The sequence below is a fragment of the Streptomyces purpureus genome (assembly GCF_014648195.1).
GTDB classification, from domain to species: domain Bacteria; phylum Actinomycetota; class Actinomycetes; order Streptomycetales; family Streptomycetaceae; genus Streptomyces; species Streptomyces purpureus.
Map to the genome: position 1 here is coordinate 41,598 of NZ_BMQQ01000005.1, position 20,420 is coordinate 62,017.

The following is a 20,420-nucleotide window of genomic DNA, read 5'->3' on the forward strand; positions in this document are numbered from 1 at the left end:
TCTGCATCTGGAGCTGACGGGGTCGGGCAGCCGGCGGGCGGTGCTGATGCGGGCGCTGCGGGAGGCGGTGAGCAGTGGGCGGCTGGCGCCGGGGACGCGGTTGCCGCCGTACCGTTCGCTCGCGGCCGATCTGGGGATCGCGCGGAACACGGTCGCCGACGCGTATGCGGAGCTGGTCGCCGAGGGGTGGCTGACGGCGCGGCAGGGGTCGGGGACGCGGGTTGCGGAGCGGGTGGCTCCGCTGAGCCCGCGCGGTCCGGCGGTGGTGGGGCCTGGGAGTACGGAGGGGCCGGGCGGCCCGGCACGGGGGGCCGGGGTTCGGTTCGATCTGGTGCAGGGGAAGCCGGATCCGTCGTCGTTTCCGCGTACGGCGTGGTTGGCGTCGGCGCGGCGGGCGCTGGCTGTGGCGCCTGCGGAGGCGTTCGGTCCGGGTGATCCCCGGGGGCGGGTGGAGCTGCGGCGGGCGCTGGCGGGGTATTTGGCGCGGGTGCGTGGGGTGCGTACGGCTCCGGAGCGGATCGTGGTCTGTTCGGGTACGGCGCATGCGCTGCGGTTGCTGGCGCGGGTGGTGGGCGGGCGGTGGTCGGTGGAGGCGTACGGGCTGCCGTTCCATCGGTCGTTGCTCGCTGAGGCGGGTGTGGCGACGGTGCCGGTGGGGGTGGATGAGGAGGGCGCGCGGGTCGGTGAGGTGCGTGGGCGTGCGGTGTTGTTGACGCCGGCGCATCAGTTTCCGACGGGTGGGCCGCTGGGGCCGGAGCGGCGGGCGGCGGTGGTCGCCTGGGCGGGGCGGTCGGGCGGGCTGGTGCTGGAGGACGACTACGACGGGGAGTTCCGGTACGACCGGCAGCCGGTGGGGGCGGTGCAGGCGTTGTCTCCGGAGCGGGTGGTGCTGATGGGTTCGGTGAGCAAGAGCCTGGGGACGGCGCTGCGGCTGGGGTGGATGGTGTTGCCGGAGGAGTGGGTGGATGAGGTGGTGGCGGCGAAGGGGGCGCGGGAGCAGTACGCGTCGGTGGTGGATCAGCTGACGTTGGCGGATTTCGTGGAGTCGGGGGCGTACGACCGGCATGTGCGGCGGATGCGGCAGGGGTATCGGCGGCGGCGGGATGTGCTGGTGGGGGCGTTGGCGGAGCGGGTGCGGGTGCCGGGGGCGCGGGTGACGGGGATCGCGGCGGGGCTGCATGCGGTGGTGGAGTTGCCGGCGGGGAGCGAGGGGCGGGTGGTGGAGCTGGCCGCGGCGCGTGGGCTCGCGGTGGAGGGGCTGGGGGCGTTTCGGCATCCGGCTGCGGTGGGTGTGGGCCCGGACGGGCTGGTGGTGGGGTATGCGACGCCGCCGGAGTATCTGTATGCGGAGGCGGTGGACGTGCTGTGTGACGTACTACGGGAGGCGCTGTAACCCGTGTGATTTGGGGGGCAGTTGAGACGATCCGGCTTGCTACCCGTACGTAGGGGCACACGGAACCGATCCGGCCGCTTATCGCGCCGGGGACAGGAGCCACACGTGTCACGCAAGAGGATGTTGAGCCGGAAGAAGAAGATCGCGCTGCTGGTGGGGGGTGCAGTGCTGGCGGGCGGTACGGCGGTGCTGATGACCGGGACGAGCCAGGCGTCGGTGGCGTGTGACGGCCTGGCCACGGCACTGGCGAACAACGAGCGGTTCATCGCTGATCAGCGTGCGAATCCGGATGCGCTGTCGGAGGCGCGGATCGCGAACCGGCAGGCGGTGATCGAGGAGATCCGGCGTAAGCAGGCGGCGTCGGGGTGCGCGGTGGGAGCGGGAGGTGGCGCTGACGCCGGGGCCGGAGCCGGGCCTGGCGCTGAGCCACCGGTGGTGGTGGATCCGCCGGCCTCGGCGCAGCCGCCGGCGGGGCAGCCGGACCCGGGGGCAGGTGGTACGGGTGGTGGCGGCGCGGGGGGTGATGTCTCCGGCGACGTGGTGTGTGCGGGGTCGACGGTCACGCTCTCCGGCGAGGGTGGCGCCCCGGCGGCGTCGAGCAACCAGTTCCCCGTCGGGACGCGGCTGAAGGTGACCAATCTCGACAACGCGAAGTCGACGACGGTGGAGGTCACGTCGGTGTCGGGGAGCTGCGTGCTGCTGAACAACGCGGCGTTCGAGCAGGTCCGCGAGCCGGGGAAGTTCCTGATCCGTAAGGCCCGGATCGAGCGGGTCGGGTAGCCCGCCGACGCGCGAGGGCGGGGCAGGGGGCCGCCGACGGGGGGACGGGATTCCGGGCGATGGGGTTGTCCTACTAGGGGCTGATTCCTCCCCGGACCTCTCGTCCCCTTTGAGGAGGGATTGGGCGCTTTGCGCCCGTATGGTGGGCGTGTGCGCCAATGGATGTTCGGCGGCGTGTACGGCACCGTCCTCGCGAGCGCCCTGCTGGCCGCTCTGCACAGCGAGGGTGACCGTTACACGCCCTACTACGACGCGGCCTGGATTCTGGTGACGGCCGCCACCGCTGCCCTTGTGCATGGCTATGCCCGTTACATGTCCACCCACGAGGCCTCCGGCGCTCATCCGTGGCGGCGGTTGACTCGTGAATTGGCCGACGAGTGGCCGTTGGTGGTGGCCTGTCTGCCGACGGTGCTGCTGCTGTGCGTGGCCGGGCTCGCGGGGTGGCCCGAGGAGTCGGTGACCACGGTCGGGCTGGCGATCAACATCGCACTGCTGGCCGTCTGGGGAACGTTCGCGGCGCTGCGGGTGGGCTATCGGCGCTGGACAGCGGTGCTGATGGGAGCGGTGGACGCGGCGGTCGGCCTGGGTATCGCCGTGGCGAACGCGCTGATCAAGTGATCGGTGACCACCGGCGCGTACGGTGACATGGCACCGCGCGTACGTGACATGGCACGGCCCGTACGGTGACATGGCACGCGGCCCGGCACCGCGGAAATGCGGTGGCGGGCCGTGGCATGTGTGGTGTTACGTTTTTCCGGCCGGCCGCGGGACTCCGGCGCGACTTCCGGGACTTGCTTCTGACGCAGTGATTTCGCTGTTCGCGCCCCCATTCCCCGGCCGGCTCCATGTTTCGTGGGGTGCATACGGGGGCGCGGCATCATGACCGAGACGTACGCCGATCTGATCGCGGCCGAGGACGTCCTGCTCTTCGTGAACTCCGCCGTCACGTCCACGGGGCAGCGTGAGTTCCGTTCGGACGCCTATGAGCAGCGGCTGTCGCTGGCGTTCGTGCACGAGTACGTACGGGTCAACTACCGCTCCGTGTATGCCGCTTCGCTGGCGCTCGACATCAACGACCACAACGCGGCGCGGATCGTGACGCAGCTGCTGCGGACGGCCGGTGAGGCCGACGCGGAGCAGAAGCGGGTGGAGGGCCGGCTGATCGCGGCGCGGCTGGCGGTGCTGCCGCCGCAGCGGGTCTACCGGATCTTCCGTGAGCTGCGGGCGGCGGGGGTGAACAACCGCCGGACGCGGGCGATCGTCCGTGACTGGCTCGCCGCGCGGCCGGATCTGGCGCATGACGCGGTGAAGTACCGGCCGGGCCTGAAGGCGGCGGCCCGCCACGCCCACCTGCCGCTCGACCGGGGCGAGTTGGGGGACTTTCTGTTCGCTCCGGGGCGGCGTGTGCGGTACGAGCACCGGTTCCTGGACGCGTACCGCCGGGCCCACTACGAGCAGGCGGCCCTCTACGAGCTGCCGTTCACGGTCGCCGAGGGGTTCGCGGCGCGGCACGGGGTGGAGCGGAAGGTCTTCCTGGAGCGGATCGCGCCTCGGATGACGCGGCTGGAGCGGTTGCGCTCGGGTCGGGCGGCCGATGCGGACCTGGCGGTGATGCCGCTGACGCGGCTGGCGCTGTACGTGCTGTCGCTGGGGTTCGAGGAGCGGGTGGCGCGGCGGGCCGAGCTGACGGGGGCGCTGCGGGCGGCCGCGCGCCGGGCGGCGGGGCCGTACGCCGGGACGTGGGGCCGGGTCGCGGCCGTCCTGGACGACAGCTATTCGGCGTCGGGGTCGGGGGTGAAGCGGCGGCGGCCGCTGGCGGTGGCTTTGGGGTGTCATTTTCTGCTGGAGGCACTGGCGGGGTCGTACGTTCCGCTGTGGACGTCGGGTGCGCGCGATCCGCTGCTGGTCCGGCCGTGGGGGCCGACGCCGCTGGGGGTGCGGATCGTGGACGCGCTGGAGGCGGCGCCCGAGCGGCTGGTGATCGTCTCCGACGGCTGGGACAACGCCCCGCCGGGGCTGGCGGGCGAGGTGCTGCGGGTGTGGCGCACGCAGCTGGACCAGGAGCGGCGGACCAGCGTGGTGCATATGAACCCGGTATACGACGCGGCCGGTTTTGATGTGCGGCGGCTCGCGCCGAGTGTGCCGACAGCCGGGATCCGTGATGCGGAGGATCTGCCGGCGCTGGTGGAGATCGCGCAGTTCGCGGAGGGCCGGACGGGGCTCGGGGAGCTGCGGGCGTATCTGGACCGGCGGGTGGAGCTGTTCGTGAAGGGGGTGGCGGTGTGAGCCGGATCGATCTGACCGGGCTGCGGGTGCTGCCGGCGCAGGTGTGGGGCGGGGTCCGGTTGGTGCCGCTGGTGCGGGAGGAGCCGGTGGCGGGGCTGCGCCTGCACCGGGAGGTGTACGGCGGCGTGGGCGGCGTGGGCGGCGGGCTCGGGGTGGTGGATGTGGGGGACGGCACGTCGTACGCCTCGTACATTCCGCATGGGTTCGTCGCCGACTGGTCGCATGCCGAGAACGGGGACGGGGGCGGGGGCGGGAGCAAGGCCGGGGGCGAGTCGGCGGCGTACGGCACGCGGCTCGGTGACATGTCACACCACTGTGTGCCGGTGCGCCGCCACCACCGGATGGCGAAGCGGGCCCGTGCGAAGCAGGCCCGTACGAAGCGGGCCGAGTCCCGGCTGCGGTTCCTTCCCCTGCATCTGGCGCTGGAGGGGTATCTGGCGCTGCACTTCGGCGGCCCGTCCATGGTCTGGGAGGAGTGGTCGCGGCAGGCGCTGCGCCAGGGTCTTTCGCCGCGCGCGGAGGACGCGTACGCGGGGTGGGAGGTGCGGGGCCTCGGGGAGGCGCTGCGGGTCTTCGAGATCCATCCGGGGCAGTGCGGTGTGATGGTGTACGCCGGTGACGCGCTGGCGGCGGCGTTCGTGGTCCCGCACCCGGAGGACTACCGCGTGCTGCATCCGACGCTGGTGCAGGACCTGTACGGGGAGCTGGTGCATCAGTACGCGTGGTTCGGGGCGCCGGTGCCGGAGTTCACGGCCCGGATCCGGGACACGTACGTGCGCTCGCTCGACGGTCTGCGGGCGGCGGCCGAGGAGCAGGGCCGGGCCTGGGCGGCGGCGCACGACTCGGTGATGGCGCGGGATCTGCTGGAGACGCCGTACGCCTTCGAGCGGGTGTACCGGATGGGGGGCGTCCGGGGGGGGCGGCGGCGGATTTCACGTTGTACCGCTTCCTGCCGCCGTTCCAGCGGGGCGGACGGGAGCAGCACATCGGTGAGATGATCACGGACCGGAAGGGCCGGGCGGCGTATCTGAAGACGTTCCGGCTGTCGGAGAACCAGGTCCGGCGGGGGTATCTGCTGCAGAGTCTGGCGGATCACGACTGGCATCTGGGACGGACGGCGCAGGCTCTGGGCAGCAGCTATGCCGAGGTGGTGCGGCGGATCCGGGCGGCGGGCTTCGGCTCGCTGCTGGACGCGCACGTGGTCGCACGGCGCACACGGGAATCACAGGAAAGCTGAGTAACACGGGGTTCACAGTCGGGCAACGGCCGGGAAATCCCGTGTTGCCAAGCTGCGCCCATACCGCGTACCCGCCGCGCACCGTCGCGTACCCGCACCGTACGCACCGGCGCGGTACCCCGCAGCACCGCAAAGGATGAGGCCCCGTGACCTTCAAGGCTGAGTACATCTGGATCGACGGCACCGAGCCGACCGCGAAGCTTCGCTCCAAGACGAAGATCCTCGCCGACGGCGCGGAGCTGCCGATCTGGGGCTTCGACGGTTCCAGCACGAACCAGGCCAAGGGCCACGCCTCCGACCGCGTGCTGAAGCCGGTCTTCACCTGCCCGGACCCGATCCGTGGCGGCGACGACGTGCTGGTGCTGTGCGAGGTCCTCAACACGGACATGACGCCGCACGAGTCGAACACGCGGGCCGCGCTGGCCGAGGTCTACGAGAAGTACGCCGCGCAGGAGCCGATCTTCGGTATCGAGCAGGAGTACACCTTCTTCGACGGCGAGCGTCCGCTCGGCTTCCCGGTGGGCGGCTTCCCGGCCCCGCAGGGCGGCTACTACTGCGGTGTCGGCTCGGACGAGATCTTCGGCCGTGACGTGGTCGAGGCGCACCTGGAGAACTGCCTGAAGGCGGGCCTGGGCATCTCCGGCATCAACGCCGAGGTCATGCCGGGCCAGTGGGAGTTCCAGGTGGGCCCGCTGGCGCCGCTGGAGGTCGCCGACCAGCTGTGGGTGGCCCGCTGGCTGCTGTACCGCACGGCGGAGGACTTCAACGTCTCCGCGACGCTGGACCCGAAGCCGGTGAAGGGCGACTGGAACGGCGCGGGCGCGCACACCAACTTCTCCACGAAGGCGATGCGCGAGGGTTACGACGCGATCATCACGGCGTGCGAGTCGCTGGGTGAGGGCTCGAAGCCGCTGGACCACGTCAAGAACTACGGCGCGGGCATCGACGACCGCCTGACGGGCCTGCACGAGACGGCCCCGTGGGACCAGTACAGCTACGGCGTCTCGGACCGCGGTGCGTCGGTCCGTATCCCGTGGCAGGTCGAGCAGGACGGCAAGGGTTACATCGAGGACCGCCGCCCGAACGCGAACGTGGACCCGTATGTGGTGACGCGTCTGCTGGTGGACACGTGCTGCGAGGCGCTGGAGAAGGCCGGCCAGGTCTGATCGGTCGGTTTTCGTCGGTGAGGGGCGCTCCGCCGGGTTTCCGGCGGGGCGCCCCTTCAGCCTCCACGGCAGCGCCTCGGATCTCAGTTCGCCTCAGTTCGCCAGATGCACCGGCTTCGGGCCGTTAAAACCAGTTACCCCAGCCGAAGGTTGCACGGTAGGCGCGTTGGAGAGCGTCCACCCCCCGGCCTCCCCCGAGCAGAACGACCAACAAGGCGATTGAGAACCATCCGCCCAGCACGGCCACGAGGACCACCGCCCACCGGAGTTCGAATACAGCGCCTAGAACCACGGTGGCGACGAGGCTCAGCGCCGCGCCCATGTGCGCTGCGGGTAGGTCTACCCTCAACGAGTCCCGCACGGCTTCACGGTCGGCTTGCAGGTCACTGCGGTATCGACGGGCACTGTCATCGTCATCACCGGATCGAACCAGATCTTCGTTCTCCACTCGAGCCCCCTTGCCTTTGAGTCCACCGCAGCGTCAGTCGCTGATGCCCGACGCCCACTGGGCGGCGCCTATGCCATGCTTGATCACATCAGATTCCGGAGCCACCCCTTGAGGGCAGATCCCCATTGCTTCTGTGGGACTCCGGAGAAGAGTGGATCTGATCCGCCTCTACCATTAGACAAGGCTGAATGGTACTTGGGCGCCTTGGGGCCCCGGATAGCTGCCATTCCGGCGCCACGGCCAAATGTCGCGCCAGCCACCATCCCCTCAACCTGCGAGATCGCTGTGGGCAAGATGAACTTTTCCGGATTTTTCGCGTCCACCTCATCCGCCAGTGCTATATGAGCACCGAGCCCGACGGCGAACAGAGACAGGGCCCCAACTGCGAATAGACCCGCGCCGCAAATCGCTGAGGCTATGCATGCAGTCGTTCCGACCGTTGCCAGGAATTTTATACCAAGGTCTACGCCCGTATGCGTCCACCAGTATCGGCTACCTAGACTGTTATCGAAGGCATCCTTGAAATTCCCTTTCGCAATGCTGGCCAGGATGCCATTCTCCTTCTTGCGCCGCTCTGCCTCAGCCCGAGCAGCTCGTTCCTTGGCCCGCTTCACCGCCTGGGCCTTGGCCGCCGCCACCGCCTTCGCGTTGTAGTGGTACACCTTGTAGTGACTCGGGTTCGCCCGGTACGCCCTGTACCGCTTCTGCGAGTCCGCGTCCTTCCTCGGGGTCTGGTGCCAGATCCACCGGCCGCTCTTGTACGTGTAGCCGGCGCTCATGCCCCGTTCCTTGGCCCAGAAGTAGTCGGCGACGCCGTTGCCGCCGACCGGGCCGTCCGGGCGGAGGCCGTCCGGGTCGGACTTGGTGACCGGGTTGTTGTGGGCGTAGCTGTAGGCGTTCATCTGGGCCGGGTCGTCGTGGTCGATGATCGGGTCCACCGACAGGAAGCGGCCCAGAGTGGGGTCGTATTCGCGGGCTCCGAGGTGGGTGAGGCCCGTCGGGTCGTTCGTGCCGCCGACGAAGCCGCGGGGGCCGAAGTCGGTCGACTGCTCCGACCGCAGTCCTCCGAAGGGGAGCTGCTTGCGACGGGTGATCGCGAGCGTGCCGAGGGCGACGGCTGCCATGGCCGTGCCCTGGTGGTCGCCGAACAGGTAGGCGGTCTCGGCGCCTTGGCGGACGGCGACCGTCTCGCCGTTGTGCGTGTAGTAGCGGGTGCCGGTCTTCGCGCCGCCGGCGGAGACCTTGAGCTCGTCGCCGTTCGGGAGCGTGAGGATGCTGCTTCCGTCCGCGTTCCTGGTGACCATCCGGCCGCCGTCCGCGTCGTACAGGTAGCTGGTCGTCTTGCCGCTCTCGACGAGCGTGGCCAGGTGGCCCTCCGTGTTCCAGGTCAGGTCCTGGACGCGGGTGCCGATGGTGCGCTTCTTCGTGTTCCCTGTCTCGTCGTAGGTGAAGGTGCTCTTGCGTCCGTCGTTGGCGCCGCCCTTCACCACCGCCTGCTGCACGGCGTGAGGCAGGTTCCCCTTGGGGGCCGGGTGGGTGTAGGTGGTGGTGGCGTCCGATCCGGCGAGGGCTCCGGTGCCGTGCTCGACGAGCTGGGTGCGGTTGCCGGCCGCGTCGTAGCCGTAGGTGTGCCAGTACGCGTCCGGGCCGCCTACGCTGCTCGCCGAGGGGGCTGCCGCGCAGTCCGCCTTGGCGGTCCAGGCCTCGGTGAGCCGGCCCAGGGGGTCGGTGGTGAAGCACTGAGTGTCCGTGGACTTTGTGGCGTCCTGACCGCTTACGGTCGTCACGCCTCTGATGTTGCCCGCCGGGTCGTAGGCGTACGTGGTGTCGTCGATACGTTGCGGGGCGATGCTTCGGTCGGTGGTCTGCCGGGTCAGGCGGCCGGTGTGTTCGTCGTAGCTTCTTGCCTGCCTGACGCTCTTGCCCAGGGGGTCGCCGAACTCGGTGACACCGGGCCGTGCGAAGGCGTCGTACAGGGTGTTGGCGACGAGCGCGATGCCGTCGCGGCTGGTGCGGAAGGGCAAGTCGTCACTGTTGTAGTTGGTGGTCACGCGCTCGGAGGGCACGTTGCCGACCGCGGGGTTGAGCGTCCATTCCAGGGCACCGGTCTCGGCGTTGTAGCCGTATCTCCAGGCGTAGGTGCCCGCCAGTGCACCGGCCGCCGTCGGTGCGGTGAAGCTCGTGGAGGTGGGCTGGTACCGGTCGGTGTAGCCGCCGGTGGATGTGGTGTAAGCGGCGCCGTCCACGTAACGAGTGGCGCTGGTCAGCTGCCCCTTCGCCACGGTGTCATAGGTCCACTTGGCGAGGAGGATAGGGCCGTTCTTCACCTCCGCCTTGCGGCCGAGCTCGTCGTAGACGGTGGTGAGAATGGCCCCGCGGGCGTCGGTCGTGGTGGCGACGCGACCGGCCCTGTCGTAGGTGAGCTTGGACAGGCCCTTGTCGGGGTCGTCGACCTGGGTCTTCTGGCCCCGGCTGTCGAAGGTGTACGTCCAGGTGTTGCCTGCGGGGTCGGTGACGGTCTGCGGTTCGTCGTACTTGCCATAGGTGTACGTCGTCTTCTGCGGCTGGGTGAGGTCCGCGCCCGCGTACTGCAGGAGCTCGGTCGTGCGGCCGTCCGCATCGGTGACCTTGGTGGTCGCCGTGCCTCCCCGCGGCGGGATCAGCGTCACGCGGTCGCCGCCGTACGTGGTGGTCGTGCGCCACTGCTCGTCGCCGAACTTCAAAGAGAGCGAGGCCGTGACGCGCCCCATGCCGTCGAAGACGTTCTCGGTCGCGACCGGCACCTGGTTGACGGACTTGGCGGTGAACAGGGTGGTCGAGGGTGCGATGTCGGCGATGTAGGCGCCGAAGCTCCTCCAGGCCCGTCCGTGACTGTCGTAGTGCGTCTCGGTCACGACCGTCTGTTGCGTGCCGATGGCGGGGCTCTGGGTCTGCCGCTCGCGCAGTTGACCGTCGAAGAGCGCGTATGACGTGCGGTACTCGCCGTTGTGCTTCAGGGACTTGGTGGTGACGGAGTTCGCCTCGGTGCGGGAGATCCGGTAGCTGTACTCCTCGGAAGGCTGTGTGCTGTGGTCCGCCTTGGACCAGCCCGGCTGCCACACCTTCAGCACGCGGCCGAGGCCGTCGTGGACGGCGTCGGTGCGCTTGCCGTTGGCGTCCACCACGGAGGTGGCGACACCGCGAGCCGGTTCGTAGGTGGTTGTCATGGTGTGGCCGAGTGCGTTCGTCTCGGTCTTCGCGGTGGGCGCGAGGACCGTCGCGGGGGTGTAGGCCGTGGTCGTGGTGTGGCCGAGCGCGTCGGTCTCGGTCAGTTCGCGGCCGTGCTGGTCGTAGGTGTGCCTTGCCGTGGTCAGGAAGCCGTTGCCAGTTTCGTCCTGTTCCTCCAGCCGGGTCACGTCGCCCTCGACGGGAGCCGCGGTGAGGCTGGTCGCTCCGTCGTAGTACCGGCGCTCGACGGAGATCAGGTCCGCGGGCAGTGTCGGCACGGTGGTGCAGGGCTTGGCGACGGTCTTGGCCTCGGCCAACAACGTGAGGATGTTCTTGGCGGTGTTGCGGGCGTAGGTGTTGGTGACGCACTCCTCGTCGCCGGCCTTGGCGGTGTCACCGAGCTTGGACTCGGTGAGCACCTGGCCGACGGCGTCGAAGGTGCGAGTCGTCTGCGTGGTGCGCCAGCCGGCGCCGACAGCGGTACGCGATTTCTCGGCTTTGCCGCCGGTCGCGTGTGCCTTGCGCGCGGGCAAGCCTTCCGCGCGGGTCTCGGTGGCGGTGGCCGCCGAGAGCCATGGTTCGTAGCTGGTGACGGACTCCAGCTTTCCGCCGTCGCCGTTGTACGTGGCTTCTTCACGGGTCATTCCGGCGAAGGGTTCCCAGTCGGTAATCGCCACACCTTCGGAGTCCTTGACGGCAGCACCCTCGATGCCCCGGAAGTAGCGGTACTCCTTGAGCGTCTTGCGGGCGCTGTCGTCACCGGTGCGAATCTGGATCCGGCCGTAACCCTTGCGGTCGCTGTAGGTCAGGTGCTTGGCCTTGGTGAACTCGTCGTCCTTCGACTTGCCCCAGGCCATTCCGTCCAGGTACGCGTAATCCGTTCGCTTGGCCGGCGCTCCGCCGGTCTGGTCGGTCTCCAGCACCTGGGTGACCACGTAGGAGTGGAACCAGTCGAGGTAGGGCTCGTAGTCGTCGGCCGGGGCGTCCGGCGGGGACCAGATGACCGGATAGCACCGCCGGGTATTCGTGGCGGGTGACGGCACGTCTCCGGCCTTGCAGTCCCGCGCCGAGTAGGTCACACCGATGACGCCGCCCGTCTCGGTCTCGATGCCGTACACGCGGTGACGCCACAGGGGCGGTACGGGGTCGGGGTCGCCGCCGGTCGTCGCGCCCTCCACGCGGTTGGGGAGCGGCAGCGCCTTGAACGTCACGGCGGGCATGGTGACATCACCGGCGCCGGTGTGGCCGGTGCGTGTGATGGAGGCGAGCCAGAGCGCCGGCTTCATGCCGTCCCCGCTGGCGGGGAACTGCTGGCCGAGCGTCCAACTGTCGACGGGCTTGTAGACGCTGCCGACAAGCACCGAGGTGGCGATCTTGGTCAGCCGCATCCTGGACCAGAAGGACGGAGAATAACGGTCCTTGCACTCCGTTCCTGACGCGCAGTACTGATCGAAGGGGACGTCCGGCCAGTTGGCGGCGTGCCCCTTGTCGAATGCGGAGCAGTTGGTGAGGCAGCGCTCGGCGACGGTGAAGTCCACCTTGGCGGCCGGCTTGGCCCCGTACATGTCGGTGCCACGCAGTCCGTACTCGATGCGGTCGAGGGTGCCGCCGCGTGCGTACACGGTCGCGGTGGAAGCGCCGGTCGACGCGTTCACGTTCCGGCCGTAGTAGTTGAGCTCCTTGTTCCAGTAGTAGGCCATCGCGTCACCGTGCGGATCCACGACATAGTCGAGATTCCACCGCCAGGCCTGCCTGCACCACGAACCGCTGAACGAACTGCTGTAGCACGGCTCTCCGGCGTGGTTGCCGAACACCGGGACGGTCCAGGCGGAGTCGGTCTCAGGCTTGCCGGACACCCAGCCGGGGAGCCGGTTGTAGCCGAAGTAGTACTGGGTGCCGTCCGGGGTGGTCACCTTCCAGTACTCGCCGTCGGCGTCCTCGTTGCCGCGGCCCGAATCGGCGACCTTGACGATCTGGGTGCCGTCGTCGCTCTCCAGGTGCCATTCGCCGCTGGCCGTGTCCTTCACGAGGGTGTTGGTCCGGCCTCCCAGATTGAGGACGGCGTTGTCCTTCTTCCAGCACAGGTCGCCGACCTTCGCGGCGGTGTTGTTACTGCCGGCTTTGTCATCGGTGCAGGGAATGTACTGCCGCTCGATGTAGCCGGGGTCCATGGACCAGCCCTCGCCGATCCAGTTGGCCTGGTTGTTCGTCGCGGCGGTACGGCCGTCCACCGACTGGGAGGAGTAGGCCAATTGCAGCTTGGGGGCCACATCTCCCGGGACGTCGGGCGTGTGGATGTCGTAGTTCCAGGTGAAGCCGCCGTTGGAGCCGCCCGCGGTCCAGGACGCCGATGCGGCGAGCGAGGTCGCCTTGAAGTCGCCCGCAGAGCCGGACGCGCCGGCGGTCACGGCGAACAGCGCGGTGCCGGAGCCGTCCGCGAGAGCAGTGGTCCGGGGCGCCGCTTTCCCTGCGGAGGTTTTCGGAGCGATGGGCGCGGCCCCCGGAAGCTCCACCCTGGCTTTGAGTGTGCCGGCCTTCGCGTCGTTGGTGGAGGGGACGTCCTGGCCCCCTCCACAGCCTTTGACGCGAGGGGTGGTCAGGGCGCAGGCGGGCAGCTGCCGGAGTTTCAGGCGGCTTCCCCAGTCGCCCCCATAGGCGTCGCGGAAGGGCCTGTAGTCGACTTCGACGCCGACCTTGCCCTTGGAGCCCCTCGTGGCACGCAGGGCGACGACCAGACCGTCTACGCCCAGGGCCTCGCTCGCCTTCCGGTCGAGGATCCGGACCTGGGCCTGCTCAGGACCTGCGGCGGAGGTGACTCCGCTGCTCGTCCCGGATCCGCCGGAAGCCTTCCCCGACGGACTCGTCGCCTTGGCCGTGGGCACCTTCACCAGACGCACCGGTCCGGCGTTCCGGCCTTCGGTGAGCACGTCGACCGTCGCCGTGCCCGCCTTGGGCCAGGCCACCTTCGGTGCGCCCTTCCAGGCGTTCCGTGCCGCGAAATCCGTGAGGCCCGACGCCTTCGGTTCTACCTCTTTCGTCGGCACCGGAGCCGGGTTCCTCAGCCCAAGCTCCTCCAGTGCCGCCGCGGCCGCGACCGGGCCGCCCAGTAGACCGGTCAGCAGCAGCCCGGCCAGAACCGCGGCTGTCTGCCGCGTCCATACGGCCCATGCGGCCCCGCGTCTTATGCCGCCGCCCCTCACCTGAGACATGCCTACAACTCCCCCACCCTGACAGAAAGATCACAGTTGGGCACGGAAGGTAGCAGCAGCCCCAAGGGACAACAGCCGGAATATTTCATTCAGCATCTACTTTTTGGACAGGTCAACGGCGCGCCCGTCGAGCCCCTCGCCGCAGGGAACGCCCATGAGGGGCTCATGGCGGCCTTTTCAAGCCATTCCCCATTTGGGAGGAACACAGGAAAAGGCCCGCCGACGAAACCCATCCCCGAAATCCCGCCAAACGATCTAAGGTGCAAGGCGATTCAAATCGGGAGGGGAATTGCCACGATGAGATCTCCAACGGTCAAGGTGAGACAGAGATGGTGGGGGACCGCCGTTGCCGCGGCGGTGACAAGCGCCGTATGTGCCACTCTGCTTCCGCAGCAGGCGTTCGCCACACCAGATGCCTCGGCGGCACACGGCGCCTCCACCGCAGCGATGGGGGAGGCCGGCTCCGCCGAGAACCAGGCGCTGTCAAAGGCACGCAAGATCGGCAAGCGCGTCGAGGTACTGGCGCAGCGAACCGAAACGTCCCAAGTGTTCGCGAACCCGTCGGGGACGTTCACCGAAGAGCGGTACACGACACCCCAACGGGTGCGTCAGGGAAATAAGTTGGTGCCCATCGACACCACCTTGAAGACTGCCGCCGACGGCCTGCTCTCCCCCAAGTCAGCCGCGCTGGGCATCGCCTTCTCAAGCGGCGGCCGCGGTCCGCTGGCCACGCTGACCCGGGACGGCCGCAGCATGTCGCTGACTTGGCCGTCGCCGCTGCCGGCCCCGGAGGTCGAGGGGGACTCGGCCACGTATCCGGAGATCATGCCGGGAGTCGACCTGAAGCTGCGGGCCTCTGCCTCGGGCTTCAGCCAGCTGTTGATCGTGAAGACGGCGAAGGCGGCGGCCAATCCGGCGCTGAAGTCCGTGGGCCTGAAGCTCTCCACGAACGGCGTCACGCTGTCGTCGGACAAGCGGGGCAATCTGATCGCCGTTGACCCCGCCGGGCAGAAGGTCTTCACCGCGCCGACGCCGCTCATGTGGGACAGCTCCGGCGCCTCCCCTGCCGGCCCCTCGGCCCGTGCCGGCACCTCCGCGGCCTCCCGCATGGGCGCGTTCGAACCGAGTCACGGCGCGAAGCAGTCGGCGATGCCCGTCTCCGTCACCCCGGGGAAGCTCACGCTGACTCCGGACCGATCACTGCTGACCGGGGCGAAGACGACCTACCCGGTCTACATCGACCCCTCCTTCGGTGGGGTCATGCAAGCCTGGACCATCGCGTACAAGGGATCGAAGAACCAGAACTTCTACAACGGTGCCGGCTGGAGGAATCCGGACGGGTCGACCGGCACGGATCTGGCGCGGGTGGGCTACGAGGACTGGACGGACGGACTGTCCAGGTCGTACTTCGGCATGAAGACCACCGGCCTTCGGGACAAGCAGGTCATCAGCTCCACATTCCGGATCAAGAACACGTGGTCCTACTCCTGCACGCCGAGAACGGTCGAGGTCGGCCTGACCGGTGCGATCTCCACCTCGACCACCTGGAACAACCAGCCGACGTGGATTCGCACACTCGACTCGGTCAACGACTCCAAGGGATGGGGCTCTTCCTGCCCCGCCGGGAATCTCGCCTTCGACGTCACGTCCGCAGCACGTGACGCCGCCGCCAAACGGTGGACGAACATCACGTTGGGCATGCGTGTACCGGCCTCGCTGGAGGGCGACCGGCTCGGGTGGAAGAAGTTCGCCGCCACGTCGGCGGTGATGTCCACGGAGTACAACAGCAGACCAGCCGCGCCGTCGGCCCTCGGCACGATCCCCTCCTCCGGCGGGTGCGACACAGCAGCGCCGTACACCTCGATCGGCAACACGGACGTCTATCTGACGGCGAAGGTGAGCGACCCGGACGGCGGGACCGTACGGGCCCAGTTCCGGCTCTGGGGCAGTAATGACCTGTCCGGCGGAGCTCAGATCTTCAACCAGGTCGTCTACGCCACCTCCGGCACGGTCGCCAAGGCCAAGGTGCCCAAGGAGACGCTGGTGAAGTACCTCGCTGCCGCCCGTGGAAATTACGCCTGGATGGTTCAGACCCTGGACTCGTCGTCCACGTCGGTGTGGGTGCCCGTCGGTGCGACGTGCCGCTTCGACTTCGACCCCACACGTCCCAGCACCCCACCCGGCATCGCCTCGACCGACTTCCCCGACGGCTCCGACGGCTGGCCTGCGGCAACCGGCCGGTCCAGGACCCCGGGCGTCTTCAAGCTGACCAATGGCGGAGTCACCGATGTGAAGTCGTACGAGTACTGGACCGACTGGGACGCGACCGTGCGGCCGGCCGCACTGAAGAAGACGACCATCAAGGAGGAGATCGACGCGGACCTCGCAGAACTGACGCTCACGCCCCCTGCCGCGGGTTCCATGCGTCTGTTCGTGCGCAGCGTCGACGGGGCCGGCAACCGCTCCGACCGCGCCGACCATCTCTTCTACGCCAATGGTCCGGCGACGCCGGACAAGCCCGGCGACCTCAACGGTGACGGCAACGCCGACTTCTACGGCGTGCGTGGCGACAGCGGCGAGCTGTGGCTCTACACGGGGCACGGCAACGGCCGGGTCGGCACCTACACCGTGGTCAGCAACACGAACTTCGACGGTGCGTCGATCACGCATCGCGGGGACTGGACCGGCGACGGCTACGAGGACCTGGTCGCCGCAGTGCCCGGCGAGCGCGGCAAGTCGCTCCACGTGTTTCCCAACAACGGCTTCGGGTGGGCCTGCACCGCCCGTAACGAGGCCGCCGACGGAGCCTCCAGGAGCTGCCTGTACGACGAACAGGACCTGGAGGTCTACGACCCGGCGAACAACCACTGGGCCAACGCCGAGCAGGTCCTGGCCATCGGCGACGTCGACGGCCCGCTGGACACGAACGGCGATGGCACGCCCGATGTACGAGGCTTCCCCGACCTCCTGGTCAAGGAGGGGGATCTGCTGTGGCTGTACTTCGGTTCGGACGACTTCCGGCTCGACTCCCGACGTCCCCCGGTGCTCGTCGGTACGTCGTGGACGAACTACAACCTCGCGGCGCCCGGCGACCGTGACGGCAACGGCCGCGTCGATCTCGTGGCGCGCCACAAGATCACCGGCGATCTTCGTCTCTACTCGGGCACAGGGCCGAGTGGTGAGGGGCTGGGCGACGGTCCCGCCTCCGTCGTGATCGGCCGGAGCTGGACCGCGGCCAATCGTCCGCTTCTCACGGCCGTTCCCGACGCCGATGGGGACGGCAAAGCCGATCTGTGGGCCACGGGAGGGGACAGCAAGCTCTACAGCTACTCCGACCTGTCCGGTAGTGGAGTCGTCGTGGGCATAGGCAGCTGGTCGAATTTCCAGGCCCTCAGCTGAGGTTCGCGAGCCGTTTCCTCACCCCGGATGCCCGTCCCTGGGAGAAGCCCGGGGACGGGCATCCGCGTGCAGGGGGCGCAGATCCCTCGCATGGCCGCCCGCATCGCGGCCCGTATGCTCTCGGGGACCAGTACGGCCTTCGCTCACCTGATCGGTGGGCACGCGAGGTGATGCAGCAGTGGTAGAAGCCGGTCGGCGGGACACGGGCCCTCTGGGCACCGTGTTGGTGATCATTCCGACGTACAACGAAGCCGAGAACATCGAGTCGATCATTTCTCGGGTCCGGGCGTCGGTGCCCGAGGCGCACGTTCTCGTCGCCGACGACAACAGCCCGGACGGTACGGGGAAGATCGCCGACGAGCTCGCGGGCGCCGACGACCACGTCCACGTGCTGCACCGGAAGGGCAAGGAGGGCCTGGGGGCGGCCTATCTCGCCGGATTCCGGTGGGGGATCGACCGTGGGTACGCGGTGCTCGTGGAGATGGACGCGGACGGGTCGCACCGGCCCGAGGAGCTGCCGCGGCTGCTCGACGCGCTGCCGGGGGCCGATCTGGTGCTCGGGTCGCGCTGGGTGCCGGGGGGCAGTGTCGTGAACTGGCCCAAGTCGCGGGAGTTCCTGTCGCGGGGCGGCAGCCTGTACTCGCGCCTCATGCTGGGCGTGCCGATCCGGGATGTGACGGGCGGCTTCCGGGCGTTCCGCCGGGAGACGCTGGAGGGACTCGGCATGGACGAGGTCGCCTCGCAGGGCTACTGCTTCCAGGTCGACCTGGCGTGGCGCACGGTGAAGGCGGGCTTCCGGGTGGTGGAGGTGCCGATCACGTTCGTGGAGCGGGAGCGCGGCGACAGCAAGATGAGCCGGGCGATCGTGGCGGAGGCGCTGTGGCGGGTCACGGCGTGGGGTGTGGGGAGCAGGGTGAAGGCGCTCGCGGGAAGACGCTGAGCGGCGCCGATGCGCGATCCACCGTGTGGGGCACTCCGGCCGGAGTGCCCCACACGGCTTTCAGCTGGGTCCGGGGACCTGCGCGCCTCTGCGCCGGGTGACCTGGTCGAGCAGGAGCGGCAGGCCGAGGACGGCCACGATCCACACGTTCACCATGAGCCGGTCCCCCTGGCTGTAGACCGGGTGCGCGATTTCCGCGGCGAGACCGGTCATGCCGACGGCGAGGACCGGCCACGCGAGCGCGCGGTTGTGCCGGAAGAGTCCCCACGCTCCGAGGCCGACGGCCGCGATCAGCCAGGGGCTGCGGGCCTGCTCCTGGAGCCAGTGGGTCCAGTAGTTGGCGTTGAGCTCGCCGAGCATCGGCCAGGGGGCGTCGACGTCGGGCTGGGCGAAGTGGTTGGTGAAGGTGTCCTGGAGGGTTTCGGAACTGCCCGGCAGGCTGTATCGGATGCTGAGGACGCCGATGCCGATCACCGCAGCCGTGTTGAGCGCGGCGAGCAGGTATGTGCCCCGGTGCCTGGTGCCGGCCACGATCAGCAGGCAGACGAGCGCGGCTGCCCCGAGCGCACCGGCGACAAGCAGGAACGTGGAGTACTTGACGGCGGTGCCGACCAGGAGCGATCCGGCCAGCATCAGCGATCCGGCGGTCGTTCTGTGGTTCAGGAGCCACCAGGAACCGAGAAGAGCGCCGATGGTGAGGGCGAGAACGGGGCCTTCCGTCAGGGGAAGGCCGCCCCACCAGCCGATGGGGCTGGCGTAGTAGAAGGCCTGGCCGATCGCGGCGGTCCCGCGGCCCGTTCCGACGGCGCGCAGGAGGAGGTACACCAGGACGCCGCCGAGCACGGTGAACAGGACCGAGGTGACGAGCAGCCCAGGCCCCGCGCCGAGGACGGCGACGGCCGGTACGGCGAGGACCGCGAACCCGGGGCGCACGTCGAAGATGCGCTCGTACCGAGGGCTCGTCGGCTCCAGGCCCTTTGCCGAGTTGATCAGGCAGCCCTTGTACCGCTTGGCGCGGTCCGGGCCGGCCGGTGCGTCCTCGCGCAGGTTCTGCGGATCCAGGCCTTGATATCGAAGGTCCCAGTGCACCTTGTCGCGGCAGTACGCCTTGAGTGCGGTGTGCTGTGCCTGCTCGCGGGAGTCGCCGAGGATCTCCAGGGTGGCGCGCGCGTAGCGGTATGCGTCGTTGGCCGGTGGCAGCGTGGGCTTGCCGACGATCTGGAGGAGGACATAGGCCACGGCGATCAGGGCCGGGAGCATCCATCTTCGGGTTCGGCGTATGCCCTGGGACCGGTGGGTCCGGGCGGGCCCCTTGTGGTTGCCTTCGGCGCGTATCGCAGCGGCGTCGAGGCTGGTGGGACTGGTCACGACCGAGCATATTAACCTACCAAATCAAGAGTAGATTTCCGTCACTCGGTTGTTTGTCGGGCATGTCGGATCCTCCTCCATGGCAAGCCCGCTAGCCGACGGAGCGTCAAGTTCCTGCCAAGACCGGGCCCATGGCCCGGAGGGCCCTGCTGGAGCGGGCGGGTGTCTGATTGAATGGGGACATGGCAAGCCTCCAGGACAACACCGCGACGGGTCGCAGCGACCTCGAGCCGTTCTGGCCTTCCCGTCAGCACCACGACTTCGACCGGGTGTGTTGCCGCGCGATGAACGCGCCGGCCCTCTAAAGCCCGATCGGCACCGTCGATCCCGCGGCCTTCGGCCGACGCGCAAGACGTACCCACGTCCGTCCCTCCGCGCGAAAGAGCTGACCTCTCATGGCCAATGCCCGTCCCTTCCCCGCCCCCGCCACCACCCTGCCCCCCGTCGGCCGGCACCGGCTGCGTGCCGTCGACCGTGACGAGGTGGTGGACGTCACCGACTTCCTTCCGCCCGGCGCGACCTGGCTGCCCGCGCCGCAGCACACCCTGCCCACCCTGCCGGGGCAGCCGCCGATGATCGGCTACCTGGTGCTCGTACCCGCCGATCAGCAGCCGCCCGTACCGGCCGCGCCGGTGGCCGGGGCGCCGGTCGCCCAGGGCGGGCCCGTGGCGATCGACAGCGCGCGGCGGACCGCCGTCGTGGACGGGCGGCCGCTGGATCTCACGTACCTGGAGTTCGAGCTGCTCGCCCATCTCGTGGCGCACCCGCACCGCGTGCACACCCGCGACCAGCTGGTCACCACGGTGTGGGGGTACGGACACGTGGGCGACGGGCGGACCGTCGACGTCCATGTGGCCCGGCTGCGGCGCAAGCTCGGCGCCGAGCACCGCCACACGATCCAGACCGTACGGCGGGTCGGCTACAAGTACGCGCCCTGACCAGGTTTGAAGGGGGTGGCCGGTGATCACCGGCCACCCCCTTCGTCAC

The 20,420-nt window shown here is 69.2% G+C and carries 11 protein-coding genes and 1 pseudogene; 10 read left to right on the forward strand and 2 right to left on the reverse strand.

From position 1 onward, the window contains the following. Positions 1-46 precede the first annotated feature (46 nt). The 6 genes and pseudogenes from pdxR to glnII all read left to right on the forward strand — a co-directional run bounded on the left by pdxR (position 47) and on the right by glnII (position 6,862). On the forward strand, positions 47-1,393 hold the full coding sequence (pdxR, locus tag IEZ01_RS08870; protein ID WP_373287583.1) for a MocR-like pyridoxine biosynthesis transcription factor PdxR: 1,347 nt from the start codon (positions 47-49) through the stop codon (positions 1,391-1,393). 105 nt (positions 1,394-1,498) lie between these two features. After that, complete coding sequence (locus tag IEZ01_RS08875; protein WP_189200859.1) at positions 1,499-2,173, forward strand: SCO2207 family protein; 675 nt, start codon at positions 1,499-1,501, stop codon at positions 2,171-2,173. Between the two features lie 150 nt (positions 2,174-2,323). Continuing rightward, positions 2,324-2,791 (forward strand): hypothetical protein, encoded by a 468-nt coding sequence (locus tag IEZ01_RS08880; protein WP_189200861.1) that lies wholly within the window; start codon positions 2,324-2,326, stop codon positions 2,789-2,791. Between the two features lie 261 nt (positions 2,792-3,052). Continuing rightward, positions 3,053-4,459 carry a hypothetical protein gene (locus IEZ01_RS08885; RefSeq protein WP_189200863.1) on the forward strand — a complete coding sequence of 469 codons (1,407 nt, stop codon included), beginning with the start codon at positions 3,053-3,055 and terminating at the stop codon, positions 4,457-4,459. Next, a pseudogene (locus tag IEZ01_RS08890) lies at positions 4,456-5,696 on the forward strand (ARPP-2 domain-containing protein). The gene IEZ01_RS08885 and the pseudogene IEZ01_RS08890 overlap by 4 nt, the downstream one beginning before the upstream one ends. Before the next feature lie 146 nt (positions 5,697-5,842). Continuing rightward, entirely contained in the window at positions 5,843-6,862 is a 1,020-nt protein-coding gene (gene glnII, locus IEZ01_RS08895) for a glutamine synthetase (RefSeq protein WP_189200865.1), read from the forward strand. Positions 6,863-7,393: 531 nt separating this feature from the next. Here glnII and IEZ01_RS08900 read toward each other — a convergent pair. Then, the gene (locus IEZ01_RS08900; protein ID WP_189200867.1) at positions 7,394-13,726 is read right to left on the reverse strand and encodes an RHS repeat domain-containing protein; all 6,333 of its coding nucleotides are present in this window, start codon (positions 13,724-13,726) and stop codon (positions 7,394-7,396) included. Positions 13,727-14,350: 624 nt separating this feature from the next. Here IEZ01_RS08900 and IEZ01_RS08905 point away from each other — a divergent pair. Both IEZ01_RS08905 and IEZ01_RS08910 read left to right on the forward strand, forming a co-directional pair. Next, a complete protein-coding gene (locus tag IEZ01_RS08905; RefSeq protein ID WP_229832804.1) occupies positions 14,351-17,125 on the forward strand; it encodes an FG-GAP-like repeat-containing protein in 2,775 nt (924 codons plus the stop codon). Positions 17,126-17,348: 223 nt separating this feature from the next. Further along, complete coding sequence (locus tag IEZ01_RS08910) at positions 17,349-18,065, forward strand: polyprenol monophosphomannose synthase (protein WP_373287584.1); 717 nt, start codon at positions 17,349-17,351, stop codon at positions 18,063-18,065. A gap of 60 nt (positions 18,066-18,125) precedes the next feature. Here IEZ01_RS08910 and IEZ01_RS08915 read toward each other — a convergent pair whose 3' ends face one another. Next, positions 18,126-19,433, reverse strand: a complete 1,308-nt coding sequence (locus IEZ01_RS08915) for a hypothetical protein (RefSeq protein ID WP_229832806.1) — start codon at positions 19,431-19,433, stop codon at positions 18,126-18,128. Positions 19,434-19,615: 182 nt separating this feature from the next. Here IEZ01_RS08915 and IEZ01_RS35610 point away from each other — a divergent pair, with 182 nt between their 5' ends. Together IEZ01_RS35610 and IEZ01_RS08920 are read left to right on the forward strand one after the other, a co-directional pair. Next, positions 19,616-19,738, forward strand: a complete 123-nt coding sequence (locus IEZ01_RS35610; protein ID WP_267907254.1) for a hypothetical protein — start codon at positions 19,616-19,618, stop codon at positions 19,736-19,738. 90 nt (positions 19,739-19,828) lie between these two features. Beyond that, positions 19,829-20,371 (forward strand): winged helix-turn-helix domain-containing protein, encoded by a 543-nt coding sequence (locus IEZ01_RS08920; protein ID WP_189200873.1) that lies wholly within the window; start codon positions 19,829-19,831, stop codon positions 20,369-20,371. Positions 20,372-20,420 lie beyond the last annotated feature (49 nt).

Coding starts and splice junctions, on each gene's coding strand:
- IEZ01_RS08920 (WP_189200873.1), top strand. CDS start 19,829: ATGGCCAATGCCCGTCCCTTCCCCGCCCCCGCCACCACCCTGCCCCCC.
- pdxR (WP_373287583.1), top strand. CDS start 47: ATGCGGGCGCTGCGGGAGGCGGTGAGCAGTGGGCGGCTGGCGCCGGGG.
- IEZ01_RS35610 (WP_267907254.1), top strand. CDS start 19,616: ATGGCAAGCCTCCAGGACAACACCGCGACGGGTCGCAGCGACCTCGAG.
- IEZ01_RS08885 (WP_189200863.1), top strand. CDS start 3,053: ATGACCGAGACGTACGCCGATCTGATCGCGGCCGAGGACGTCCTGCTC.
- IEZ01_RS08900 (WP_189200867.1), bottom strand. CDS start 13,726: ATGTCTCAGGTGAGGGGCGGCGGCATAAGACGCGGGGCCGCATGGGCC.